The sequence below is a fragment of the Pantoea sp. ABR1s genome (genome assembly GCF_057812235.1).
Map to the genome: position 1 here is coordinate 3,361,120 of NZ_CM173823.1, position 21,169 is coordinate 3,382,288.

The 21,169-nt window shown below is 55.4% G+C and carries 20 protein-coding genes; 10 read left to right on the forward strand and 10 right to left on the reverse strand.

Annotated features, from left to right (window positions below):
• Positions 1-178: 178 nt before the first annotated feature.
• The 3 genes from aroP (at position 179) to ACXKZD_RS15950 (ending at position 4,101) form a co-directional block, all read left to right on the forward strand.
• Positions 179-1,534: an aromatic amino acid transporter AroP gene (gene aroP, locus ACXKZD_RS15940; protein WP_033756570.1), complete on the forward strand. Its 1,356-nt coding sequence runs from the start codon at positions 179-181 to the stop codon at positions 1,532-1,534.
• Between the two features lie 198 nt (positions 1,535-1,732).
• Positions 1,733-3,145, forward strand: coding sequence for a glycoside-pentoside-hexuronide (GPH):cation symporter (locus ACXKZD_RS15945; protein WP_033767926.1), 1,413 nt, complete (start codon positions 1,733-1,735; stop codon positions 3,143-3,145).
• The gene (locus ACXKZD_RS15950) at positions 3,142-4,101 is read left to right on the forward strand and encodes a glycoside hydrolase family 43 protein (protein ID WP_488981727.1); all 960 of its coding nucleotides are present in this window, start codon (positions 3,142-3,144) and stop codon (positions 4,099-4,101) included. The genes ACXKZD_RS15945 and ACXKZD_RS15950 overlap by 4 nt, the downstream gene beginning before the upstream one ends.
• On the opposite strand, the gene ampE is transcribed toward ACXKZD_RS15950, so the two are convergent.
• Together ampE and ampD are read right to left on the reverse strand one after the other, a co-directional pair.
• Positions 4,083-4,937 (reverse strand): beta-lactamase regulator AmpE, encoded by an 855-nt coding sequence (ampE, locus tag ACXKZD_RS15955; protein WP_488981728.1) that lies wholly within the window; start codon positions 4,935-4,937, stop codon positions 4,083-4,085. The two genes, ACXKZD_RS15950 and ampE, sit on opposite strands and share 19 nt — an antisense overlap.
• 16 nt (positions 4,938-4,953) lie before the next feature.
• A complete protein-coding gene (gene ampD, locus ACXKZD_RS15960; RefSeq protein WP_010671836.1) occupies positions 4,954-5,505 on the reverse strand; it encodes a 1,6-anhydro-N-acetylmuramyl-L-alanine amidase AmpD in 552 nt (183 codons plus the stop codon).
• 196 nt (positions 5,506-5,701) lie between these two features.
• Between ampD and nadC the strand changes: the two genes are divergently transcribed.
• The 4 genes from nadC to hofC all read left to right on the forward strand — a co-directional run bounded on the left by nadC (position 5,702) and on the right by hofC (position 9,792).
• A complete protein-coding gene (gene nadC, locus ACXKZD_RS15965) occupies positions 5,702-6,598 on the forward strand; it encodes a carboxylating nicotinate-nucleotide diphosphorylase (protein ID WP_187484338.1) in 897 nt (298 codons plus the stop codon).
• Between the two features lie 174 nt (positions 6,599-6,772).
• Entirely contained in the window at positions 6,773-7,228 is a 456-nt protein-coding gene (gene ppdD / locus ACXKZD_RS15970) for a prepilin peptidase-dependent pilin (protein ID WP_033767922.1), read from the forward strand.
• Entirely contained in the window at positions 7,215-8,600 is a 1,386-nt protein-coding gene (gene gspE, locus ACXKZD_RS15975; RefSeq protein ID WP_488981729.1) for a type II secretion system protein GspE, read from the forward strand. Before ppdD ends, gspE begins: the two co-directional genes overlap by 14 nt.
• Complete coding sequence (gene hofC / locus ACXKZD_RS15980; RefSeq protein WP_033756558.1) at positions 8,593-9,792, forward strand: protein transport protein HofC; 1,200 nt, start codon at positions 8,593-8,595, stop codon at positions 9,790-9,792. Before gspE ends, hofC begins: the two co-directional genes overlap by 8 nt.
• 25 nt (positions 9,793-9,817) lie before the next feature.
• Here the strand turns inward: hofC and ACXKZD_RS15985 are convergent, their stop codons facing one another.
• Positions 9,818-10,858 (reverse strand): GMP reductase, encoded by a 1,041-nt coding sequence (locus ACXKZD_RS15985; RefSeq protein WP_010671832.1) that lies wholly within the window; start codon positions 10,856-10,858, stop codon positions 9,818-9,820.
• 234 nt (positions 10,859-11,092) lie between these two features.
• On the opposite strand from ACXKZD_RS15985, the gene coaE reads away from it, so the two are divergent.
• From coaE to yacG, 3 genes are read left to right on the forward strand one after another with little or no spacing between them, the layout of a single operon-like run.
• Positions 11,093-11,701: a dephospho-CoA kinase gene (coaE, locus tag ACXKZD_RS15990; protein WP_172608967.1), complete on the forward strand. Its 609-nt coding sequence runs from the start codon at positions 11,093-11,095 to the stop codon at positions 11,699-11,701.
• A 4-nt stretch (positions 11,702-11,705) separates the two neighbouring features.
• A complete protein-coding gene (gene zapD, locus ACXKZD_RS15995; RefSeq protein WP_033756556.1) occupies positions 11,706-12,449 on the forward strand; it encodes a cell division protein ZapD in 744 nt (247 codons plus the stop codon).
• An 8-nt stretch (positions 12,450-12,457) separates the two neighbouring features.
• Positions 12,458-12,655: a DNA gyrase inhibitor YacG gene (gene yacG, locus ACXKZD_RS16000; RefSeq protein ID WP_010253903.1), complete on the forward strand. Its 198-nt coding sequence runs from the start codon at positions 12,458-12,460 to the stop codon at positions 12,653-12,655.
• Between the two features lie 35 nt (positions 12,656-12,690).
• On the opposite strand, the gene mutT is transcribed toward yacG, so the two are convergent.
• The 7 genes from mutT to ftsQ form a co-directional block, all read right to left on the reverse strand.
• Positions 12,691-13,086 carry an 8-oxo-dGTP diphosphatase MutT gene (gene mutT / locus ACXKZD_RS16005; protein ID WP_010671828.1) on the reverse strand — a complete coding sequence of 132 codons (396 nt, stop codon included), beginning with the start codon at positions 13,084-13,086 and terminating at the stop codon, positions 12,691-12,693.
• 154 nt (positions 13,087-13,240) lie between these two features.
• Positions 13,241-15,949 (reverse strand): preprotein translocase subunit SecA, encoded by a 2,709-nt coding sequence (gene secA, locus ACXKZD_RS16010; protein ID WP_010671827.1) that lies wholly within the window; start codon positions 15,947-15,949, stop codon positions 13,241-13,243.
• Between the two features lie 74 nt (positions 15,950-16,023).
• Positions 16,024-16,530, reverse strand: a complete 507-nt coding sequence (gene secM / locus ACXKZD_RS16015) for a secA translation cis-regulator SecM (protein ID WP_323054595.1) — start codon at positions 16,528-16,530, stop codon at positions 16,024-16,026.
• A gap of 300 nt (positions 16,531-16,830) precedes the next feature.
• The gene (gene lpxC / locus ACXKZD_RS16020) at positions 16,831-17,748 is read right to left on the reverse strand and encodes a UDP-3-O-acyl-N-acetylglucosamine deacetylase (protein WP_010253894.1); all 918 of its coding nucleotides are present in this window, start codon (positions 17,746-17,748) and stop codon (positions 16,831-16,833) included.
• 101 nt (positions 17,749-17,849) lie between these two features.
• A complete protein-coding gene (gene ftsZ, locus ACXKZD_RS16025) occupies positions 17,850-19,004 on the reverse strand; it encodes a cell division protein FtsZ (protein WP_010253892.1) in 1,155 nt (384 codons plus the stop codon).
• 71 nt (positions 19,005-19,075) lie between these two features.
• Complete coding sequence (gene ftsA, locus ACXKZD_RS16030; RefSeq protein ID WP_010253890.1) at positions 19,076-20,332, reverse strand: cell division protein FtsA; 1,257 nt, start codon at positions 20,330-20,332, stop codon at positions 19,076-19,078.
• Positions 20,329-21,168 (reverse strand): cell division protein FtsQ, encoded by an 840-nt coding sequence (ftsQ, locus tag ACXKZD_RS16035; protein ID WP_010253887.1) that lies wholly within the window; start codon positions 21,166-21,168, stop codon positions 20,329-20,331. The genes ftsA and ftsQ overlap by 4 nt, the downstream gene beginning before the upstream one ends.
• Between the last annotated feature and the right edge of the window lies 1 nt (position 21,169).

Genomic DNA, 21,169 nt, shown 5'->3' on the forward strand with positions numbered 1-21,169 from the left:
CAGCACGAAAGGCGAAAGCAGGTGCAAAGCGATTCGCTTATCACTATTCTTGTCGCCAGGGTAGCAGATGGCACTATTCAGCACGCCAGATACCGTAAAATAATCAATACGTTATTGTAACTACTTCATTACAGCGTCCTGCGCTGCGAACGAAGAATAAAAACATCACGAGGTTTGTATGGAACAACAGCAAGGCGAAGCGCTGAAACGTGGTCTCAAGAACCGCCATATTCAGCTCATCGCGCTGGGTGGTGCAGTGGGAACCGGCCTGTTTCTGGGCAGTGCATCGGTCATTGAATCCGCCGGACCGGCCGTAATTCTGGGCTATGCGATTGCCGGTTTTATTGCCTTTTTAATCATGCGTCAGTTAGGCGAAATGGTCGTGGAAGAGCCGGTCGCCGGCAGCTTCAGCCACTTCGCGTATAAATACTGGGGCAACTTTGCAGGCTTCGCCTCGGGCTGGAACTACTGGGTGCTCTATGTGCTGGTCGCCATGGCGGAACTCACCGCCGTTGGCAAATATGTCCAGTTCTGGTGGCCAGACTTTCCGACCTGGGCTTCGGCTGCCATCTTCTTCGTGATGATTAACGCTATCAACCTGACCAACGTGAAAGTGTTTGGTGAGATGGAGTTCTGGTTCGCCATCGTTAAAGTGGTTGCGGTGATTGGCATGATCCTGTTCGGAGGCTGGTTGCTGTTCAGCGGTCACGCGGGTCCGCAGGCTACCGTGCGCAACCTGTGGGAACAGGGCGGATTTTTCCCGCATGGCATCGGCGGTCTGGTGATGGTCATGGCGATTATCATGTTCTCGTTTGGTGGTCTGGAGCTGGTAGGTATCACCGCCGCTGAAGCGGATAACCCGGAAGTGAGCATTCCAAAAGCGACCAACCAGGTGCTGTGGCGTATTCTGATTTTCTACATTGGTTCGCTGGCGGTGCTGCTGTCACTGATGCCGTGGACGCGTGTCACGTCAGAAGTCAGCCCGTTTGTCTTTATCTTCCACGAACTGGGCGATGCCATGGTGGCGAATGCGCTCAACGTGGTCATCCTGACAGCGGCGCTGTCGGTCTATAACAGCTGCGTTTACTGTAACAGCCGTATGCTGTTTGGTCTGGCACAGCAGGGTAATGCGCCAAAAGCGCTGCTGAAAGTCGATCGTCGCGGTGTGCCGGTGTTAACGATTCTGGTCTCTGCTGTCGCCACTGCGCTGTGTGTGCTGATCAACTATCTGATGCCGGGTGAAGCGTTTGGTCTGCTGATGTCGCTGGTCGTCTCTGCGCTGGTGATCAACTGGGCGATGATCAGCCTGGCGCACCTTAAGTTCCGTCGTAAGAAAGATAAGCAGGGCGTAACCACGCGCTTTAAAGCGCTGCTCTATCCGGCCGGTAACTGGATTTGCCTGATTTTCCTGGCGGCGATTCTGGTACTGATGGCGACCACGCCGGGCATGGCGATCTCTGTCTGGCTGATTCCGGTCTGGCTGGTGATTCTGGGCGTGGGTTACTTTATCAAGAACCAGACACAGAAAGCCTGATGCTTTACCACGTGCTGCGACCTCCTGCGGGGTTGCAGCACGTCACCCGCGCCTCTCTGACCGTCTCAACTGTCCCGATCCAGTTCACACTTCTCTCCCCGCAACTGTTTTGTCCATCTTCATAACGAATTACTCCCGTTCATCTCGCTGATTTCCTGCCAATAATTCCTGTTCACACTGGATGCGCAGGAGAAAACCATGAAAGGTACAGCCCTCCCGTTTCGGGAAAAACTGGGATATGGCATGGGCGATGCCGGATGCAACATGATTGGCGGTGCCATCATGCTGTTCCTGAACTACTTCTATACCGACGTTTTCGGCCTGGCCCCGGCGCTGGTGGGGACCCTGCTGCTCTCGGTCAGAGTGCTCGATGCGGTAACCGATCCGATTATGGGCGCGATCGCCGATCGCACCCAGAGTCGCTGGGGACGTTTTCGTCCCTGGCTGCTGTGGGTTTCCGTACCTTATGTGGTGTTCAGCGTTTTGATGTTCACCACGCCAGACTGGACCTATCACAACAAGGTGATCTGGGCCTTCGTCACCTACTTCCTGATGTCGCTGACCTACACGGCGATTAACATTCCTTACTGCTCTCTGGGCGGCGTGATTACCAACGATCCCGGTGAGCGCGTCTCCTGCCAGTCTTATCGCTTTGTCATGGTCGGCATCGCTACGCTGATACTCTCCCTGTCCCTGCTGCCGATGGCAGAGTGGTTCGGTGGCGAAGACAAAGCGCGCGGCTATCAGATGGCGATGGCGGTACTGGCAACCATTGGCCTGGCGATGTTTCTGTTCTGCTTTGCCACGGTACGTGAACGTATCCGCCCTGCCGTGCCGAGCAATGATGACCTGAAAAAAGATCTGCGTGACGTCTGGAAGAATGACCAGTGGGTACGCATTCTGCTGCTGACCTTCTGTAACGTCTGTCCCGGCTTCATCCGTATGGCGGCCACCATGTATTACGTGACCTGGGTCATGGGCCAGTCGACGCACTTCGCCACGCTGTTTATCAGCCTGGGTGTGATTGGCATGATGGTCGGCAGCACGCTGGCGAAACTGCTCACCGATCGCTGGTGCAAACTCAAAGTCTTCTTCTGGACCAATATCGCGCTGGCACTCTTCTCCAGCGGTTTCTACTGGATCGATCCCCACGCCACCGTGATGGTCGTGATCGCCTACTTTGTGCTGAATATCCTGCATCAGATCCCCTCTCCACTGCACTGGTCACTGATGGCCGATGTGGATGACTACGGCGAATGGAAAACCGGCAAACGCATCACCGGCATCAGCTTCTCCGGCAACCTGTTCTTCCTCAAGGTGGGACTGGCGGTTGCCGGTGCGATGGTCGGCTTTCTGCTGTCGATCTATGGCTACAATGCAGGTGCTAAGCAGCAGTCACCTGAGGCGATTAACGGCATCATGCTGCTGTTCACCATTATTCCTGGCGTCGGCTATCTGATTACCGCAGGTGTGGTACGACTGATGAAGGTCGACCGCAAAATGATGATTACCATCCAGCAGGATCTCGCGCTGCGCCGCGAAAACTTCCATGATTTACACACTGTCCGCCTGCGCGACGGTGCTGCCCCGCAAACAGGAGATGTAAAATGACCCCAGACTGGCCGAATCCTTTTATCGAGCAGCGCGCCGACCCCTTTATCCTGCGTCATGAACAGTACTATTACTTTGTGGCATCGGTGCCGGAGTATGACCGGCTGGAGATCCGTCGCGCCACGACGCTGGCTGGCCTGCGCAGCGCCGAGCCGGTGGTCGTCTGGCGCAAGCCCGAGAGCGGCCCCTTTAGCGAGTTAATCTGGGCACCTGAGCTGCACTACATTGACGGACAGTGGGTCATCTATTTCGCGGCAGCACCGACGCGTGAAATCAAAGAGGGACTGTTTCAGCACCGGATGTATGCGCTGGTGTGTGAGGCGGAAGATCCGCTGCAGGGGGAATGGCAGCCCTGCCGCCGGGTGTTCAGCCAGTTTGACAGCTTCTCACTGGATGCCACCCACTTCGTGCATCAGGGTAAAAACTGGTATCTCTGGGCGCAGAAAGATCCATTGATTCCCGGCAACTCTAACCTCTATCTGGCTGAGCTGCTTAATCCCTGGACGCTGAAAGGCACGCCGGTGATGCTGAGCCGGCCAGAATATGAGTGGGAGTGCGCAGGCTTTAGCGTTAATGAAGGACCGGCGGTTATTCGTCACGCGGATCGGCTGTTTGTGACCTACTCTGCCAGCGCCACCGATGAGAATTACTGTCTGGGAATACTGTCGATTGCTGCTGATGCCGATCCGCTTGATGTCGCCGCATGGCAAAAGTCTGCACGTCCGGTATTTGTCTCCAGCTGGGACAACCATCAGTATGGGCCGGGTCACAACAGTTTTACCCAGGATGAGGCGGGACGCGACGTGCTGGTATACCACGCGCGTAACTACACTGAAATTGAAGGCGATCCGTTATGGGATCCGAACCGCCATACCCGACTGAAATATTTCAGCTGGCGGGAAGATGGCACGCCTGATTTCGGCGTGCCGCCTGCCGATTACACCAGCGTGCCGTAAATCGTCAGCAACGCGACAGCGACCACCAGTACCAGTGAGGTACGTTTCGCTAACGCCACGGCAACCCGTGGCGTTTCGACTTTATCGGTGTGCGGATCGCGTGACAGTGAGAACTGCGCCAGAGTCGTCAGCACCTGATACTGAGAACGATGCCGATCGGTCAGCGAAGCAAACCAGGCAGGCAGCGCTTTCTCGCCATGACCCAGCAGGGCGTAAGCCACACCCGCCAGCCGCGCCGGGATCCAGTCGAGAAGATGCAGAATGGCATCCACGCCAGATTGTGAACGCGCCATCGGTGTTCCATGCTTTGCCAGCCAGCCTTGCCAGGCCCGCAGAAAAGCGTAACCCACCAGCAGCACTGGCCCCCACGGACCGCCTACCACCAGCCAGAACATTGGCGCAAGGTAGAAACGGAAGTTTATCCAGATCAGGGCATTCTGCAGCTCACGCAGGAACTCGCGCTCGCTGCATTCCACCGGCACGCCATGGATCAGCGTCAGTTCAGCCGCCATCGCCTGATGCGCAGCGTCGTCGTCATGACTGGCCGCTTTCAGGTAGCTGTGGTAGTGCTGCCGCACAGAACCGGCACCGATACAGAGCAGTCCGGCAACAATCCAGAAGAGCAGCTGCAGCACGCCAAACAGCAGCCCTTTCAGACTCCAGATCACCAGCGCGGTCAGCGCCATCGCCAGCACGGTCATCAGCAGGGTGCACATCATTGAGAAATGGTGGCGCTGGCGAAAGATCGGCTCCAGCCGGTGTTCGAGCTGCCAGTGCTCGCCCAGTTTAAACAGGCGCTCCCAGCCTAAAACCAACAACAAGGTAAACAACGTCATACTGACTCCGCAAAAATCAGGATTTTTGCTGCGTTAACAGCTGTTTGTAGTAGTCCCAGTCAAAAGCAGGTCCGGGATCGGTTTTGCGTACCGGTGCGATGTCACTGTGCCCCGTGATACGTGCAGGCGTTAACGGATAGTGTTGCAGCAGTAATTGCGTCACCTGCTGCAAGGCCCGATATTGCGCCTCGCTATAAGGCTCACTGTCTGTTCCTTCCAGTTCGATGCCTATGGAGAAGTCGTTGCAGTTCTCACGTCCTTCGAACTGCGAAATGCCTGCATGCCAGGCGCGTTTATCAAAGGGGACATACTGCACGATCTCCCCGTCACGGCGAATCAGGCAGTGTGCCGCCACTTTCAGCGCGGCGATATCCGCAAAATAGGGATGGGCATCGGGCGGTAAGGTGCCGGTGAACAGTTTATCGATCCATGGCCCGCCAAATTCACCGGGTGGCAGGCTGATATTGTGGATCACCAGCAGTGAAGGTGCCTCATTATCAGGGCGTTCGTTGCAATGCGGCGACGGCACATGACGCACGCGGGTCAGCCAGCCCTGTTTGATTTTCATAGCGGTTTTCCTTATTTCACTGGCTGAGAATAGCATGAATAATAAAGGATTCTTGCTTCTTAGTGTGCCGGTCTGATGACATTCACGCACTTCGTGTTAAGGATACTAAACAAAATGCTATCTGTTGCTGGAACCGAATGGCGGTTCAGGCTATTGTGACCGCCTCTGTCATTCCCCTTTCAGGAGTAAAACGCCTATGTCATCCCGTGGTTATGATCCCGACAGCCGTCGTCAGGCGCTGATTAAACGCATTGAAAGTGACATTCCGGATAGCGTTGCGCTGGCGTTAAAAGAGGATCTCGGGGGCGAGATCGACGCTGACCGCGATATCACCGCGCAGCTGTTACCCGCCGATACCCAGGCCGATGCGCAGGTCATCACCCGCGAAGCCGGTGTTTTCTGTGGTAAACGCTGGGTTGAAGAGGTGTTCATTCAGCTCGGCTCACACGCGACCCTGATCTGGCATGTCGAAGATGGTGATCAGATCGAGGCTGACCAGCTGCTGTTTGAAATCGAGGGGCCTGCCCGGCTGCTGCTGACCGCCGAGCGAACGGCGCTTAATTTTGTGCAGACGCTCTCAGGCATTGCTACCGAAGTCAGCCGCTATGTCGCGCTGCTGGCGGGAAGCCAGACGCAACTGCTGGACACGCGTAAAACCCTGCCCGGACTGCGGACTGCGCTGAAATATGCCGTGTTGTGCGGCGGTGGCAGTAATCATCGGCTGGGCCTCTCTGACGCTTATCTCATCAAAGAGAACCATATTATTGCCAGCGGCTCGATTCGGCAGGCAGTGGAAAGAGCGCAATGGCTGCAGCCCGATGTGCCGGTTGAAGTTGAGGTGGAATCGCTGGAGGAGTTACGTCAGGCGCTGGAAGCGGAAGCCGATATCGTGATGCTGGATAACTTTAGCCTGGAAGCGATGCGTGCCGCCGTCGAACTTAATCAGGGTCGGGCGTTGCTGGAGGTCTCCGGTAACGTCACCGAAACCACCCTGCCACAGATCGCCCTGACCGGCGTGGACTATGTTTCGGTTGGCGCGCTGACCAAACATTTGCGGGCGCTGGATCTCTCGATGCGCTTTAAACAAAAATAGCCTGCCTCGCCGTCACTCAACACGGCGATTTTGCGACCCTGCTTCCGGCGCAGTTTCGACTGCGCTGTAAGTCTGAAATCTGTTCACATCACGCTTTCCAGTTTGCCCATCTCTGCCTGTCTTTTACTGCCCCCGATTTTTAACCTGTCGCCTTCTTAATACGGAGACGATGTGATGAATTATCAACGTGGATTTACGCTGGTTGAACTGATGATTGTGGTAGGTATTGTGGCAATCTTAAGTGCCATCGGCCTGCCCGCTTATCAAAATTATCTGCAGCGTGCTGCCCTTACTGACATGCTGCAAACCATGGTGCCCTATAAAACCGCTGTTGAGCTTTGCGCCATGGAGCGCGGCGGCCCGATGCAGTGCCAGGCCGGAGAAGCGGGTATTCCTGCTGCCAGGGGATCGCGCTATGTCTCGGCACTGAGCGTGACCAACGGGGTCATTACGCTGACCGGCCAGGAGAGCCTGAATGGGCTGAGCGTTGAAATGCTGCCGCTCTGGGACAGCACCGAGGGCGGCATCAGCTGGCAACGCAGCTGCACCAGCAGCAACAATAGTCTGCGTGACAATTGCCTGCAGCAGTTCCGCTTTGCGGATAAAGGAGCCAGCGATGAGCAAGCCTGATGAGGCGATCGCGGCATTATGTCAGCGCTATCGCGCCCTGGTTTTGCACCATGATGCCAGCCAGCTGCGTGTTGCCGTTGCGGAGAGCGTGCCGCCAGGGCTGGCTGAAGCCCTCCATTTTGCCAGCCAGTGTCAGATTGAAATTGAATGCTGGCCGCAGGCCCGGCTCGACCAGCTTCAGCACGCTGACACACCGCTGGTGGCGCGCGAAGAGGCGCCCACAGAATCAGCGATCGAAGCGACACAGCTGATCCTGCGTCAGGCGCTGGAGCGTCGCGCCTCTGATGTCCATATCGAACCCGGCCGTGATGGCCTGCGGGTGCGTTTGCGTATCGATGGCGTATTGCACCCTCTATCTTCCCTGCCCGCCACCCAGCCTGCTGCGCTGCTGGCGCGACTGAAGATCCTCGGCGGACTGGATATCGCCGAACGCCGGTTACCGCAGGATGGTCAGTTCAGTCTGGAGATCGCCGGTAAACCCGCCTCTTTTCGCCTGGCGACCTTACCCATCTACGGTGGTGAGAAAGCGGTGGTCCGGCTGTTGCAGAGTGAAAGCGCGGCGCTGTCGCTGGATAAGCTCGGCTTGCCCGTCGCGCAGTTGCGCCTGTTCTGCGCCGCGCTGGCGCAGCCGCAGGGGCTGATTCTGGTCACCGGACCTACCGGCAGCGGCAAGACGTTTACGCTCTATAGCGGACTCAGTGCCCTGAATACGCCGGAAAAAAATCTGTGCAGCGTTGAAGATCCGATTGAGATCCCCCTGCCCGGCATTAACCAGACGCAGATCCATGCTAAAAACGGCCTCGATTTTAACCGCGTGCTGCGGGCGCTGCTGAGACAGGATCCGGATGTAATCATGGTCGGGGAGATCCGCGATGCTGAAACGGCGGAGATTGCGGTTAAAGCGGCACAGACCGGGCATCTGGTGCTGTCGACGCTGCACACCAACTCCACCGCCGAGACCCTGACCCGGCTGCGACAGATGGGTATTCCCGGTTATCTTCTGGGGTCGGCGCTGAAACTGATTGTTGCTCAGCGCCTGGTTCGACGCCTCTGTCCCCACTGCCGTCAGCCCGCTCAGGCGGTGGCGCACTATCCTGCGGAACTCTGGCCCGGTACCTTGCAAACCTGGCGGGCACCCGGCTGCGACCACTGTTTTTCCGGCTATTTTGGCCGGCTGGCGCTGTTTGAACTGCTGCCGATCAATGCCAGGCTGCAAAATGCGATCGCCGCCGAAATGCCGCTGGAGAATCTGCTCAGCCTGGCGAAACAGCAGGGATTACGCACCCTGCTGGTGTCTGGCCTGGAAGCGGTAAGCCGGGGTGATACCTCGCTGGAAGAGATGCAACGGGTGATTGGGCTGGACGATGGCTGATGCGTCTTTATTTCGCTGGCAGGCGGTCGATAGCCAGGGCCAGTTAGTCAGTGGCCAGCTACTGGCTATCGACAGTGATAACCTGCTGCTGATGCTGGCGCAGCGCGATCTTCTGCCGGTGAGCTGGAAGCGAGAAAAAGTGTGGCGTCAGAGGGAGTGGAAGTGGCAGCACAAAACCGATCTGATTCGTCAGCTGGCAACCCTGCTCAAAGCGGGACTGCCGCTGGCAGAGAGTCTGGCTTTGCTGGCTGAGGGCCATCCGCATGCAGGCTGGCGTGCTCTGATGCTTGTCCTGCATCATCGGGTACTCAGCGGTGCCCCTTTTTCGCAGGCTTTACGTGAATGGCCGCAGATTTTTCCGGCACTCTATCCGGCCCTGATGGAGGTGGGCGAACTGACCGGTCAGTTGGATACCTGTTGCAGTGAGCTGGCCCGGCAGCAGATCCGGCAACAGCAGTTATGGCATCAGGTGGCGAAGGCGCTGCGTTATCCTCTGTTCATTCTGCTGGTGGCGATTGCGGTCACCTGCGGCATGCTGCTGTTCGTTCTGCCAGAGTTCGTTGCCGTCTATGACTCCTTTGATGCCCCTCTGCCCGCCTTTACGGCAGCGGTAATGCAGTTATCTGCCGCGCTTCAGGAGTGGGGAGCGGTGTTAGCCATCAGCGTATCGCTGATGCTGGCAGCCTGGCATCAGTTACGACGACGCTCTGCGGGCTGGCAGCGCCGTGAGCAGGCGATTTTCCTGCGCATCCCGCTGCTTTCCGGGTTATGGCGTGGCACGCAGCTGACGCAGATCTACACCATTCTGAATCTGACACAGCGCGCCGGGTTAACTTTGCTACAGGGACTGGCTGCCGTTGAAGTGACGCTCTCATCATTGCTATGGCGGGAAGCAATGGCCGGACTGCAGCAGCACATTGCTCAGGGGAATCCTCTGCATCAGGCGCTGATGCATCATCCGCTGTTCACACCATTATGCGGTCAGCTGGTTCGCGTCGGCGAAGAGGCGGGTGCGCTGGATTTAATGCTGGCTCGTCTGGCGGAATGGCATGAGGCAGAAACCCGAAAGCGCGCTGACACACTGGCTGCTTCGCTGGAACCGATGATGATGGTGGTGATCGGCGGCATTGTCGGCACGCTGGTGATTGCGATGTATCTGCCGGTGTTCGGGCTGGGTGATGCGATGCATTAAGGGGCGCAGGCTGCGCCCCGGATGACTATCGGTTGAAAACGCGGTTTTCCTGCTCATTAACCCGGATAAAGGTGGTGCGCTTGGTCAGCTCTTTCAGCCGCTCCGCGCCCACGTAGGTGCAGGCGGAACGCAGTCCACCCAGAATATCGCGCGCGGTGTCAGCAACCGGGCCACGCAATGGCAGCTTCACCGTTTTACCTTCTGCTGCGCGATATTGCGCCACACCGCCAACGTGACGCTTCATCGCCGATTCGGAACTCATGCCGTAAAACAGCATAAAGCTTTCGCCATTCTCTTCGACCACCTGCCCTTCACACTCATCATGTGCCGCCAGCATACCACCCAGCATCACGAAGTCGGCACCGCCGCCAAACGCTTTCGCAATATCGCCAGGCACTGAACAGCCGCCATCACTGACAATCTGTCCGCTTAAGCCATGCGCCGCATCGGCACATTCAATGACAGCGGAAAGCTGCGGATAGCCCACGCCGGTTTTCACCCGGGTTGTACAGACCGAACCCGGGCCAATGCCGACTTTAACTATATCCGCGCCAGAGAGAATCAGCTCTTCCACCATTTCGCCCGTTACCACGTTACCGGCACAGATGGTTTTAGCCGGGAAGGTTTCACGGGCGCGCTGCAGAAAATCAACAAAATGCTGAGAGTAACCGTTGGCCACGTCGATGCAGATAAACTGCAGATCGTCTGACAGCGCCATAATCGCGACCAGTTTATTGAGATCGGCCTCCGAGGTGCCGGTTGAAACCATCACATGTTTCAATACCGTCGCGGGGACGCGCTGAATAAACGCGCGCCACTCATCTACGCTGTAATGCTTATGGACTGCTGTAAGGATATTGAAGCTGGCCAGCGCCTCAGCCATTGAAAATGTGCCGACGGTATCCATGTTGGCGGCGATAATCGGTACGCCGCTCCAGCTCAGGCCCGAATGTCTGAAGGTAAAGCTGCGTTCCAGCTCAACCTGTGAGCGACTTTGCAGCGTGGAGCGTTTGGGGCGGATTAAGACATCTTTAAAGCCCAGTTTTAAATCTTCTTCAATACGCATAAACAGTGTCCTGGTAAGTGGCAATGAATCGTCGTTCACGAAGTAAGCACAGCTCCAGTGACGTTATGATACGCGCCTCTCGCTGCGCGACAAGACTGCGAATTTCACTTTATTTACGCTACAATCCGTTAAATTTAATTGTGGTTTATCGGTGTGATCTGACGCGCATTTTTGCGTTTTTTATACAGATCATTACCCTGAAGCCCTGTCGAAAAGAGAAGTCAGGTGAGAAACATGCCCTATATCGTCGCGCTTACAGGGGGGATCGGCAGTGGTAAAAGTACGATTGCCCAGGCATTCGCAGCGTCTGGCGTGGAAATTATTGATGCTGACCTGATAGCACGTGAAGTTGTCGAACCCGGCACACCCGCTTTGCAGGCCATTCAGGCGCGCTATGGCTCGTCGATAGTGACTGATGAGGGGAAGCTTGATCGTAGCCGGCTTCGCGACATTATTTTTCAGCAGCCGGAAGAGAAAAGCTGGTTAAACGCGCTGCTGCATCCACTGATTAATGCCCGGACGCGTCAATTGATCGCCGAAGCCACCACACCTTATGTGCTCTGGGTGGTGCCGCTACTGGTGGAAAATCAGTTACAGCACCAGGCTGATCGGGTACTGGTGGTGGATGTTGATGAGGCAACGCAGTTAGCGCGCACCCGGCAGCGTGATCATCTTTCCGTCGCGCAGGCGAAACGCATTCTTGCCGCACAGGCGACGCGCCAGCAGCGCCTCGCCTGTGCCGATGACATTATTGATAACAGTGGCGAGCCCGACGACGCCTTGCCGCAGGTTGCCGAACTCCATCAGCGCTATCTCAGGCTAGCGGCAACGAAACAGGATTAATACCATGAGCACACCCGTTCTGTTTGAACACCCACTGAATGAAAAAATGCGAACCTGGTTACGGGTTGAGTTTTTGATCAATCAGTTAGATGAAATTGTCCCACTGGATAAAACCGTTAATGCGCTGACCTTTTTTCGCCTGATTAGCGAGCTGCTCGACATTTTTGAGCGTGGCGATATGCGTACTGAATTGTTAAAAGAGCTGGAGCGTCAGCAGCAAAAGTTACGTGCATGGGCTGATGTGCCAGGTGTTGATATGACGCTGGTTAATGCCCTGCGCGATAAACTCAAAATTCAGTCAACGCAGTTGATGAATGCCCCACGTATGGGCCAGCAACTCCGCGAGGACCGTCTGATTGCCCTGGTGCGGCAGCGTCTGAGCATCCCTGGAGGATGCTGCAGCTTTGATTTGCCAGGCCTGCACATCTGGCTCCATCTGCCGCAGGAAGCACGCGATGCGCAGGTCGAAGCCTGGATGCTGACGCTGGAGCCACTGCATCATGCGCTGGCGATGATACTGGATCTGATCCGCCAGTCCGGCGCGTTTCATGTGCAGACCAGCCTTAATGGTTTTTATCAGGATAATGCCGAAGGCGCCGATCTGCTGCGACTGCAGTTGTCGCTGGAGGATGCGCTCTATCCACAGGTGTCCGGACATAAAAGCCGCTACGCCATTCGTTTTATGCCGCTTGATAGTGAGCGTGGTGAAGTTCCGGCCCGCCTTAATTTTCAACTGGCCTGTTGTTAGAGGTAAAAATGCAGCAAGAAGTGATGACCGTTGCCTGTCCGCAGTGCGGCAAAGATGTGATCTGGGATGAACTCAGCCCGTGGCGCCCCTTTTGCAGTAAGCGCTGCCAGCTCATTGATTTAGGTGAGTGGGCCGCAGAAGAGAAACGCATTCCCAGCCGCGACGATATGAACGACAGTGACAACTGGAGTGAAGAAGATCGCTGACAGCCGAACCGGATGGGGCGCGCTGCCCCATCCGCTCAGAGTTCGCCGGCGATCAGACGCGCAATCAGCTGATGATTCGCGGGCGGAAACTCCTCCGCGACCAACGCATGCTGATCAACCCAACGCTGCGGCTGACCCTCTTTGCCCCACGGCTCTCCTTTCCACCCTTCAACCAGAAAGAAATGCAGCGTCACCCGCAGATCGTCATAGCTGTGGTCTGCATGACCAATCGGGCGTGCCTCGGTGACCTCAATCCCGGTCTCTTCATGAAGTTCCCTTATCAATCCCTGTTCGGCGCTTTCGCCCGCTTCAATCTTACCGCCAGGAAACTCCCACTTGTTCGCCATGTAAGAGGTCGCCGCGCGCTGGGCAAGGAAAATTTGTTTACTGGCATTGCGAATGATGCCAACTGCAACCTGCAGGTGCTTCATGGAGACTATCCGGTAGTAATGGGTGAATGAAGCCTGATTTTAGAGCATGCCGTAGCGGATGTTAACCGCTTTAGCTCAGCGGAGTCGCTGTTGCCTGGGTGGCAGAGAACATAAAAAAAGGAGCCAGCGGCTCCTTTTTTATTAGCATTCAGTCTCAGGCGATACGGCCATGACACTGCTTGTACTTTTTACCGGAACCACATGGGCAGGGATCGTTGCGGCCGACTTTGCGTTCACCACTCTGCTCCGCCACAGGCTCTGCGGCTGCCAGCAGATCCTCTTCAACATGGCTCAGCTGCTGTTGCTGTGCCAGACGTTCAGCTTCTTCGCGACGTTGTTGCTCCATCGCTTCAACTTCTTCTGGCATGCGCACCTGGACTTTGCTCAGCGTACTGATCACTTCATATTTCAGTGATTCAAGCATCGCGGCAAACATGGCGAAGGATTCACGCTTGTACTCCTGCTTCGGATCTTTCTGCGCATAGCCGCGCAGATGGATGCCCTGACGCAGATAGTCCATCGCGGCCAGATGCTCTTTCCACAGCGAATCCAGCGTCTGAAGCATCACGCCTTTTTCGAAGTTGCGCATCATCTCTGCGCCAACGATCTCTTCTTTCTCAGCGTAGCTTTCCATAGCATGGGTCATGATGCGCTCACGCAGCACTTCTTCATGCAGATCGGGCTCTTTATCCAGCCACTCTGCAATCGGCAGGTTCAGATCGAAGTCAGTGCGCAGACGCTCTTCCAGGCCTGGCACATCCCACATCTCCTCCAGCGACTGCGGCGGAATGTAAGTATCGATGGTGACTTTGTAGACGTCGTGGCGAATGCTGTTGATGGTTTCGCTAACGTCAGACACATCCAGCAGCTCATTACGCTGACTGTAGATCGCGCGACGCTGGTCATTAGCCACATCATCATATTCCAGCAGCTGCTTACGAATATCGAAGTTACGGCTTTCAACTTTGCGCTGGGCATTGGCAATCGCTTTGGTGACCCACGGATGCTCAATCGCTTCGCCTGGCTTCATGCCCAGTTTACGCATCATATTCGAGACGCGGTCTGAGGCAAAAATACGCATCAGCGCATCTTCCATCGACAGGTAGAAGCGAGAAGAACCGGCGTCACCCTGACGACCTGCACGACCACGCAGCTGGTTGTCGATACGACGCGATTCGTGACGCTCAGTACCAACGATGTGTAAACCACCTGACGCCAGAACCGCATCATGACGAATCTGCCATGCCGCTTTAATTTCTTCGATTTGCGCTTCAGTTGGCTCTTCCAGTTCGGCCACTTCAGCGTGCCAGCTGCCGCCCAGCATAATATCTGTACCACGTCCGGCCATGTTGGTGGCGATAGTGACCGCACCCGGCTGACCAGCCTGCGCCACGATATCCGCTTCGCGGGCGTGGAATTTGGCGTTCAGAACGTTATGTTTGATACCGGCACGGGTCAGTTCGTTAGAGACCACTTCTGATTTCTCAATCGAGATGGTTCCCACCAGCACCGGCTGACCATTTGCAGTACGCTCACGGATATCTTCGATAATGGCATCGATCTTCTCTTTCTCGGTCATGTAGACCAGGTCAGCCAGATCTTTACGCACCATCGGACGGTTAGTCGGCACGACAATGGTGTCGAGCTTATAAATGGAGCTGAATTCAAATGCTTCGGTATCAGCGGTACCGGTCATACCGGCCAGCTTCTCGTAAATACGGAAGTAGTTCTGGAAGGTGATAGAGGCCAGCGTCTGGTTCTCGTTCTGAATCTCAACGCCTTCTTTCGCTTCAATCGCCTGATGCAGACCATCAGACCAGCGACGACCCTGCATGGTACGGCCGGTGTGTTCATCAACAATCACCACTTCACCATCTTTCACGATGTAATCCACATCGCGGGTAAAGAGTGCGTGCGCACGCAGCGCCGCAGTGACGTGGTGCATCAGCATGATGTTGGTCGGAGAGTAGAGTGACTCGCCCGCTTCCATGATGCCCTCGCTGACCAGCAGCTCTTCCACTTTGACCAGACCGCGCTCAGACATGTGAGCCTGACGCGCTTTTTCATCGACCCAGAAGTCGCCTTCACCCTGATGGGTTTCGGTATCTTCTTTATCCTGGCGCACCAGATGAGGGATGATCTTGTTCACTTTGGTGTAAAGCTCAGAACTGTCTTCCGCCGGACCAGAGATGATCAGCGGCGTACGCGCTTCATCGATCAGGATGGAGTCGACCTCATCCACCAGCGCATAGTGCAGTTTACGCTGTACACGCTCTTCCGGGCTGAAAGCCATGTTGTCGCGCAGGTAGTCGAAGCCATATTCGTTGTTGGTGCCGTAGGTGATGTCTGCTGCGTAAGCTTCACGCTTTGCCACCGCCGGCAGGCCCGACATGTTGATACCAATGGTTAAACCCAGGAACTCAAACAGCGGACGGTTGTTTTCCGCATCACGCTGTGCCAGATAGTCGTTGACGGTAACCACGTGAACGCCTTTGCCGGACAGCGCGTTCAGGTAGGCTGGCAGCGTTGCGGTCAGCGTTTTACCTTCACCGGTTCGCATCTCAGCAATGCAGCGATCGTTCAGCACCATACCGCCGATCAGCTGCACGTCGAAGTGACGCATCCCGAACACGCGTTTACTCGCTTCACGCACGGTTGCGAACGCTTCCGGGATCAGGCTTTCCAGCGATTCACCTTTTTTCAGGCGTTCGCGGAACAGGTCAGTTTTCGCTTTCAGTTCATCATCAGAGAGCTTCTCAAAATCGGGCTCCATCTTATTGATGACGTCCACCACTTTACGCATACGACGCAGGGTACGATCGTTACTGCTACCAAAAACCTTGGTTAAAATTTTGCTTAACATAGTAAATATATTCTCAATTCAGCCGGAGCATTCCGGACTGCGAAATCTTAACAGAGTGAATAAAACCAAAAATATTAGCAGAACAATCGGGCAGGTCCGGCGCGAATGCCATGCACGCTGGCATGCCACTCTACCCATGAACGGGTAACGGCCGTGAAAAGAGGCGGCGTAGAGATCTGCTGCGGTGCAGTGTGCAGCGCAGAATGTGATGTCAGTAAACTATGCAGTGAGTCGATCAGCGCCAGCTTTTGTGCCGCCAGCGGTAATGTCTGTTGCTCCGCCTGCGCCTGGGGCGCCAGCGTGAAAGAGAGATGACGAATAACGGTACGGATGGCGTGCTGATGCCAGTAATCCACGCTGAAGCTCGGGCGTCGGGATGCTTCCTGCAGCCGGATCAGGTGATCAAAGCGTGTGGCATTGCCAAGAAAGAGACTGCTGGCCGGAGATTCAGAGGATGCGTTGAGTTCGGAGCTTTGCGCACAGGCTGGCAGGCCAAAGCTGGCCGCTACCATCCCTAACAGGAGATGAGGCCAGAAGTAGCGTCTACCTAATTGTCGCCAGCGCAGAAGAATCCCGATCACAACCTTTCCATCGCGCATGCTCTGTTGCGCTCTTGTTTTCTGGTACCCGCCGCGAGCCGCAACGGATTTCGGCCTGTAAAAGCGCCACAGATAGTATCATTAATGTGGGGCATCCACACCTGGGATTAAAGTGATGGCGAGAGAAAACGCGTGTGATTGTTCAGCAAATCAGCAGAACAGACAACGCTTTGCGAGCGAGGTCGCAGTCATCAGGCGTGTGATAAGAGGCAATAAAAAACGGCTGGCGCCGCTGACCGGAGAGGGTGTCAGCATAACCAGCCGTTTCACGTTCCGGGGTAATTAAGCCAGAACCAGATTCGGTGCTTTGAATGCCAGCGGCAGTTCAGCTTCGTCTTCGAAGGTTGCCCATTCCCAGGCTTCCTGCTTAGCCAGAACCGCTTGCAGCAGTTTGTTGTTCAGCGCGTGGCCCGATTTGAACGCAGTGAATGCGCCAATGATGTTATGACCACACATAAACAAGTCGCCAATCGCGTCCAGCATTTTGTGACGGACAAACTCGTCCTCAAAACGCAGGCCTTCTTCATTCAGTACGCGGAAATCATCCAGACCTATCGCACAATCTAAGCTACCGCCCAGGCACAGGCCTTTAGACTGCAGATATTCGATTTCACGCATAAAGCCAAATGTACGCGCCCGGCTGATTTGACGAACAAAGGCGTCAGCAGAGAAGTTCATCGCATAACGCTGTGAGCTGGAATCGATAGCCGGGTGTTTGAAGTCGATGGTGAAATCAAGCGAGAAGCCGTTAAACGGTTTGATCTCGGCCCATTTGTCACCCTCTTCCACACGCACGGTCTGCTTAACACGCACAAATTTCTTCGCGCTGTTGAGCTGCTCGATGCCCGCATCCATCAGCAGATAGATAAACGGTGCTGCGCTGCCATCCATGATCGGGATTTCTGGCGCATCGACTTCAACAATAATGTTGTCGATACCCAGACCCGCCAGGGCGGCATTGAGGTGTTCAACCGTTGAAATACGCACGCCTTCATCATTCACCAGGCAGGTACTCAGCATGGTGTCGCGCACGTATTTTGCATCAGCCGGAAAATCTACCGGTGGATTCAAGTCGGTGCGACGATAGATGACCCCGGTATTAGCCGACGCAGGGCGTAATGTCAGGGTGACTTTTTTGCCGGTATGTAAACCGACACCAGTCGCCTGAACAATACGTTTTAATGTCCTTTGTTTGATCATCGTATTATCTCGCAATATCACCTGTCCGACCGCCAGTATACTTTACCAGCGGACAGAGACTTTAGCACAAAGAGCGGAGAATCCCAATTATAGGGTTAATCCTAATCGGCCTGCTTACGTAAAAAGGCCGGAATATCAAGATAATCGGGCTCTTTGTTCGACTGCGCAGCCTGGTCGTTAACGACTTTGGCAGCAGGTTTCTGCTCCTGCGGCAGCGGTGACATACCGTGCTGCTGATAGCGATGATCCATCACTGGCTGACTGGCTGGCTTGTTGGTTACCAGGGTGATTTCAGGACGCTTGTCCATGCCGATACCGGTTGCCACCACGGTGACGCGCAGTTCGTCATTCATTTCCGGATCCAGTGAAGTACCGATCACGACGGTCGCGTTGTCAGAGGCGAAGGCGCGGATAGTGTTACCCACGGTCTCGAACTCATCCAGACGCAGGTCGAAGCCCGCCGTAATGTTGACCAGCACGCCACGCGCACCAGAAAGGTCGATATCTTCCAGCAGTGGGCTGGAGATCGCCATTTCAGCCGCTTCTTCCGCACGATCTTCACCGCACGCGACGCCTGAACCCATCATCGCATAGCCCATTTCGGACATGACGGTACGCACGTCAGCAAAGTCGACGTTCATCAGGCCAGGACGGGTAATCAGCTCAGCGATACCCTGAACGGCGCCTTTCAGCACGTCATTAGCTGCACCAAACGCATCCAGCAGAGAGATACCACGGCCCAGCACTTTCAGCAGCTTGTCGTTTGGAATGGTGATCAGTGAATCGACATGCTTAGAGAGTTCGGCGATCCCCTGCTCGGCAAACGCCATGCGCTTTTTGCCTTCGAAGTTGAACGGCTTGGTGACAACCGCCACCGTCAGGATACCCAGCTCCTTAGCCACTTCAGCCACGACAGGCGCTGCACCGGTACCAGTACCGCCGCCCATACCTGCTGCGATGAAGACCATGTCTGCCCCTTCCAGCGCAGAACGCAGTGCTTCGCGATCTTCTTCTGCAGAGTTACGGCCCACTTCCGGGTTCGCACCCGCACCCAGACCTTTGGTAATGTTATTACCGATCTGAATGGTCTGGCCGACAGCTGTTTTACGCAGCGCTTGCGCGTCGGTATTCACAGCAAAGAATTCCACACCTTCGATACGCTCGCGTACCATGTGCTCTACGGCGTTACCGCCGCCGCCACCGACGCCGATGACTTTAATCACCGCGTCGTTGGTTAATTCCATAGGTTCAAACATGATTTCTCTCCGTTATGTGCCTGTCGCCTGGAGATCACTAAAGAAAACAGCATGATCCCCTTTCACAAAAATTAAAACTCTTTTTTTAACCAACTGTTAATACGCTTGAACCAGTTACCTACTGAGACCCGTTTTTCGGTCTCTGCATCACCGTTCATGTGCGACTCTTTGCCGTAATGCAACAGTCCCACGGCAGTGGAGTAGTACGATTCCTGCGCATAGTCAGTCAGGCCGGTAATATTCAGCGGCTGTCCGATACGCACCTGCGTATGGAATACGCGTTGCGCACAGGCCGCCAGTCCTTCGATTTGCGCTGCACCACCGGTCAGGACAATGCCTGCGGCTAAGTGATGCTTCACGCCCTGCTGACGCAGTTGTTCCTGTAACTGCAGAATCTCGTCATTGACCAGATTCAAAAGTTCGGTGTAACGCGGCTCAATCACTTCAGCCAGCGTCTGACGTTGCAGGCTACGTGGTGGACGTCCGCCCACACTCGGCACCTCAACGTTCTCATCTTTGCCGACAATCGAGCCCAGCGCGCAACCATGGCGCACTTTAATCGCCTCAGCATCCGTTGGTGGTGTGCCAAACGCATAGGCGATGTCGCTGGTAACGACGTTGCCTGCATACGGAATAACCTTAGTGTGCCGTAAAGCGCCGCCGGTATATACGGCTATGTCCATTGTACCGCCACCAATATCGACAACACACACGCCCAGCTCACGTTCGTCTTCAGTCAGAACGGCAAAACTGGAGGCGAGACCGGCAAAAATCAGCTGATCCACTTTCAGCCCGCAACGCTCAACGGCTTTAACGATGTTCTTCGCCATATCGTTGTGGCAGGTGATCAGATGCACTTTCGCCTGCATACGCACGCCGGAAAGCCCGACCGGATTTTTAATCCCTTCCTGATAGTCGATGGCGTACTCCTGAGGAATGACGTGCAGGATGCGATGCTCGTCACGTACTCTCACCGATTTGGCGGTATGTACGACGTTCTCTACATCATCCTGAGTCACTTCCTCTTCGGAAATCGGAACCATCCCGATTTCGTTCTGACAACTAATATGTTTGCCCGATAAAGCAAGGTAGACGGAGGAGATCTGGCAATCTGCCATCAGCTCAGCCTGATCGATGGCGCGCTGAACGCATTTCACCACCGACTCAAGGTCGTTTACGCCACCTTTATCCATACCGCGGGAAGGGCAGCTGCCCACCCCAATAATGTTGACCATACCATCGGGCAGAACTTCCCCAACCAGGGCGGCAACCTTCGCAGTGCCGATTTCGAGTCCAACTACCAGTTTTCTGTCCGTTGCCTTGATCATTGTTGTTTAGCCTGTGCCTGGTTCTGTTGCTGATTACTGTCCTGTGGCTCCATCACGATCGGTGTCCAGCCAACAGAAGCGCCAGAGTCGTATCGTAAATCCACGTAGCTGATACGTTTGCTCTCGTTCTGACCTTGCTGTTGCAGCACCGGGTAGAGCTCAATAAAGCGATTCAGTCGTTTCATGGTGTCGCTGCGGCCCAGTTCGATACGAACATCGTCGCTGGTGACCAGCTGCCATGAACGCCGCGCCGTCATCGACGCCACCTTCAGAGTAAACTTCCGGGCTTTCAGCACATCATCCATGCTGTGATAGCCCGCCAGGACCTCTTTCTCACTCCCTTCCGGCCCGTACAACATCGGCATTGTCTCTTTGCCGACATGACTGGCGGGTACGCTGAAGGAGACACCCTCAGCATCCACCATGTGCAAATCGTTCCAGCGCGCCACCGGTGTGTACTCCACAAGGTGGATCTTCAGTTCGTCCGGCCACTGCTTACGTACGCTGACCTGCTTAATCCAGGGCAGCCGCTCAATCTGCTGCTGCAGGATGTCCACGTCCTGAGACATAAACGTACCAGGCGGACCCAGCGACAAAATCGCCTGACGAATATCATCGTGTGTGGTGTAGTGCGTCTGTCCTGTCACCACCAGTTTTGACAATGGCAGCCGGGACGCATCGTTCATCCACTTCAGTACCACCAGCCCGCCAGCAACCATAATCCCGATGACGATCAGCAGAAAAATAATGCCGAACAGTCGGGCACCGTTACTGCGCCCGGTGCGAATACGCTCCTGCGGTTCACGGTTTCGAACTCTCATCGCCGCCTGTGACATA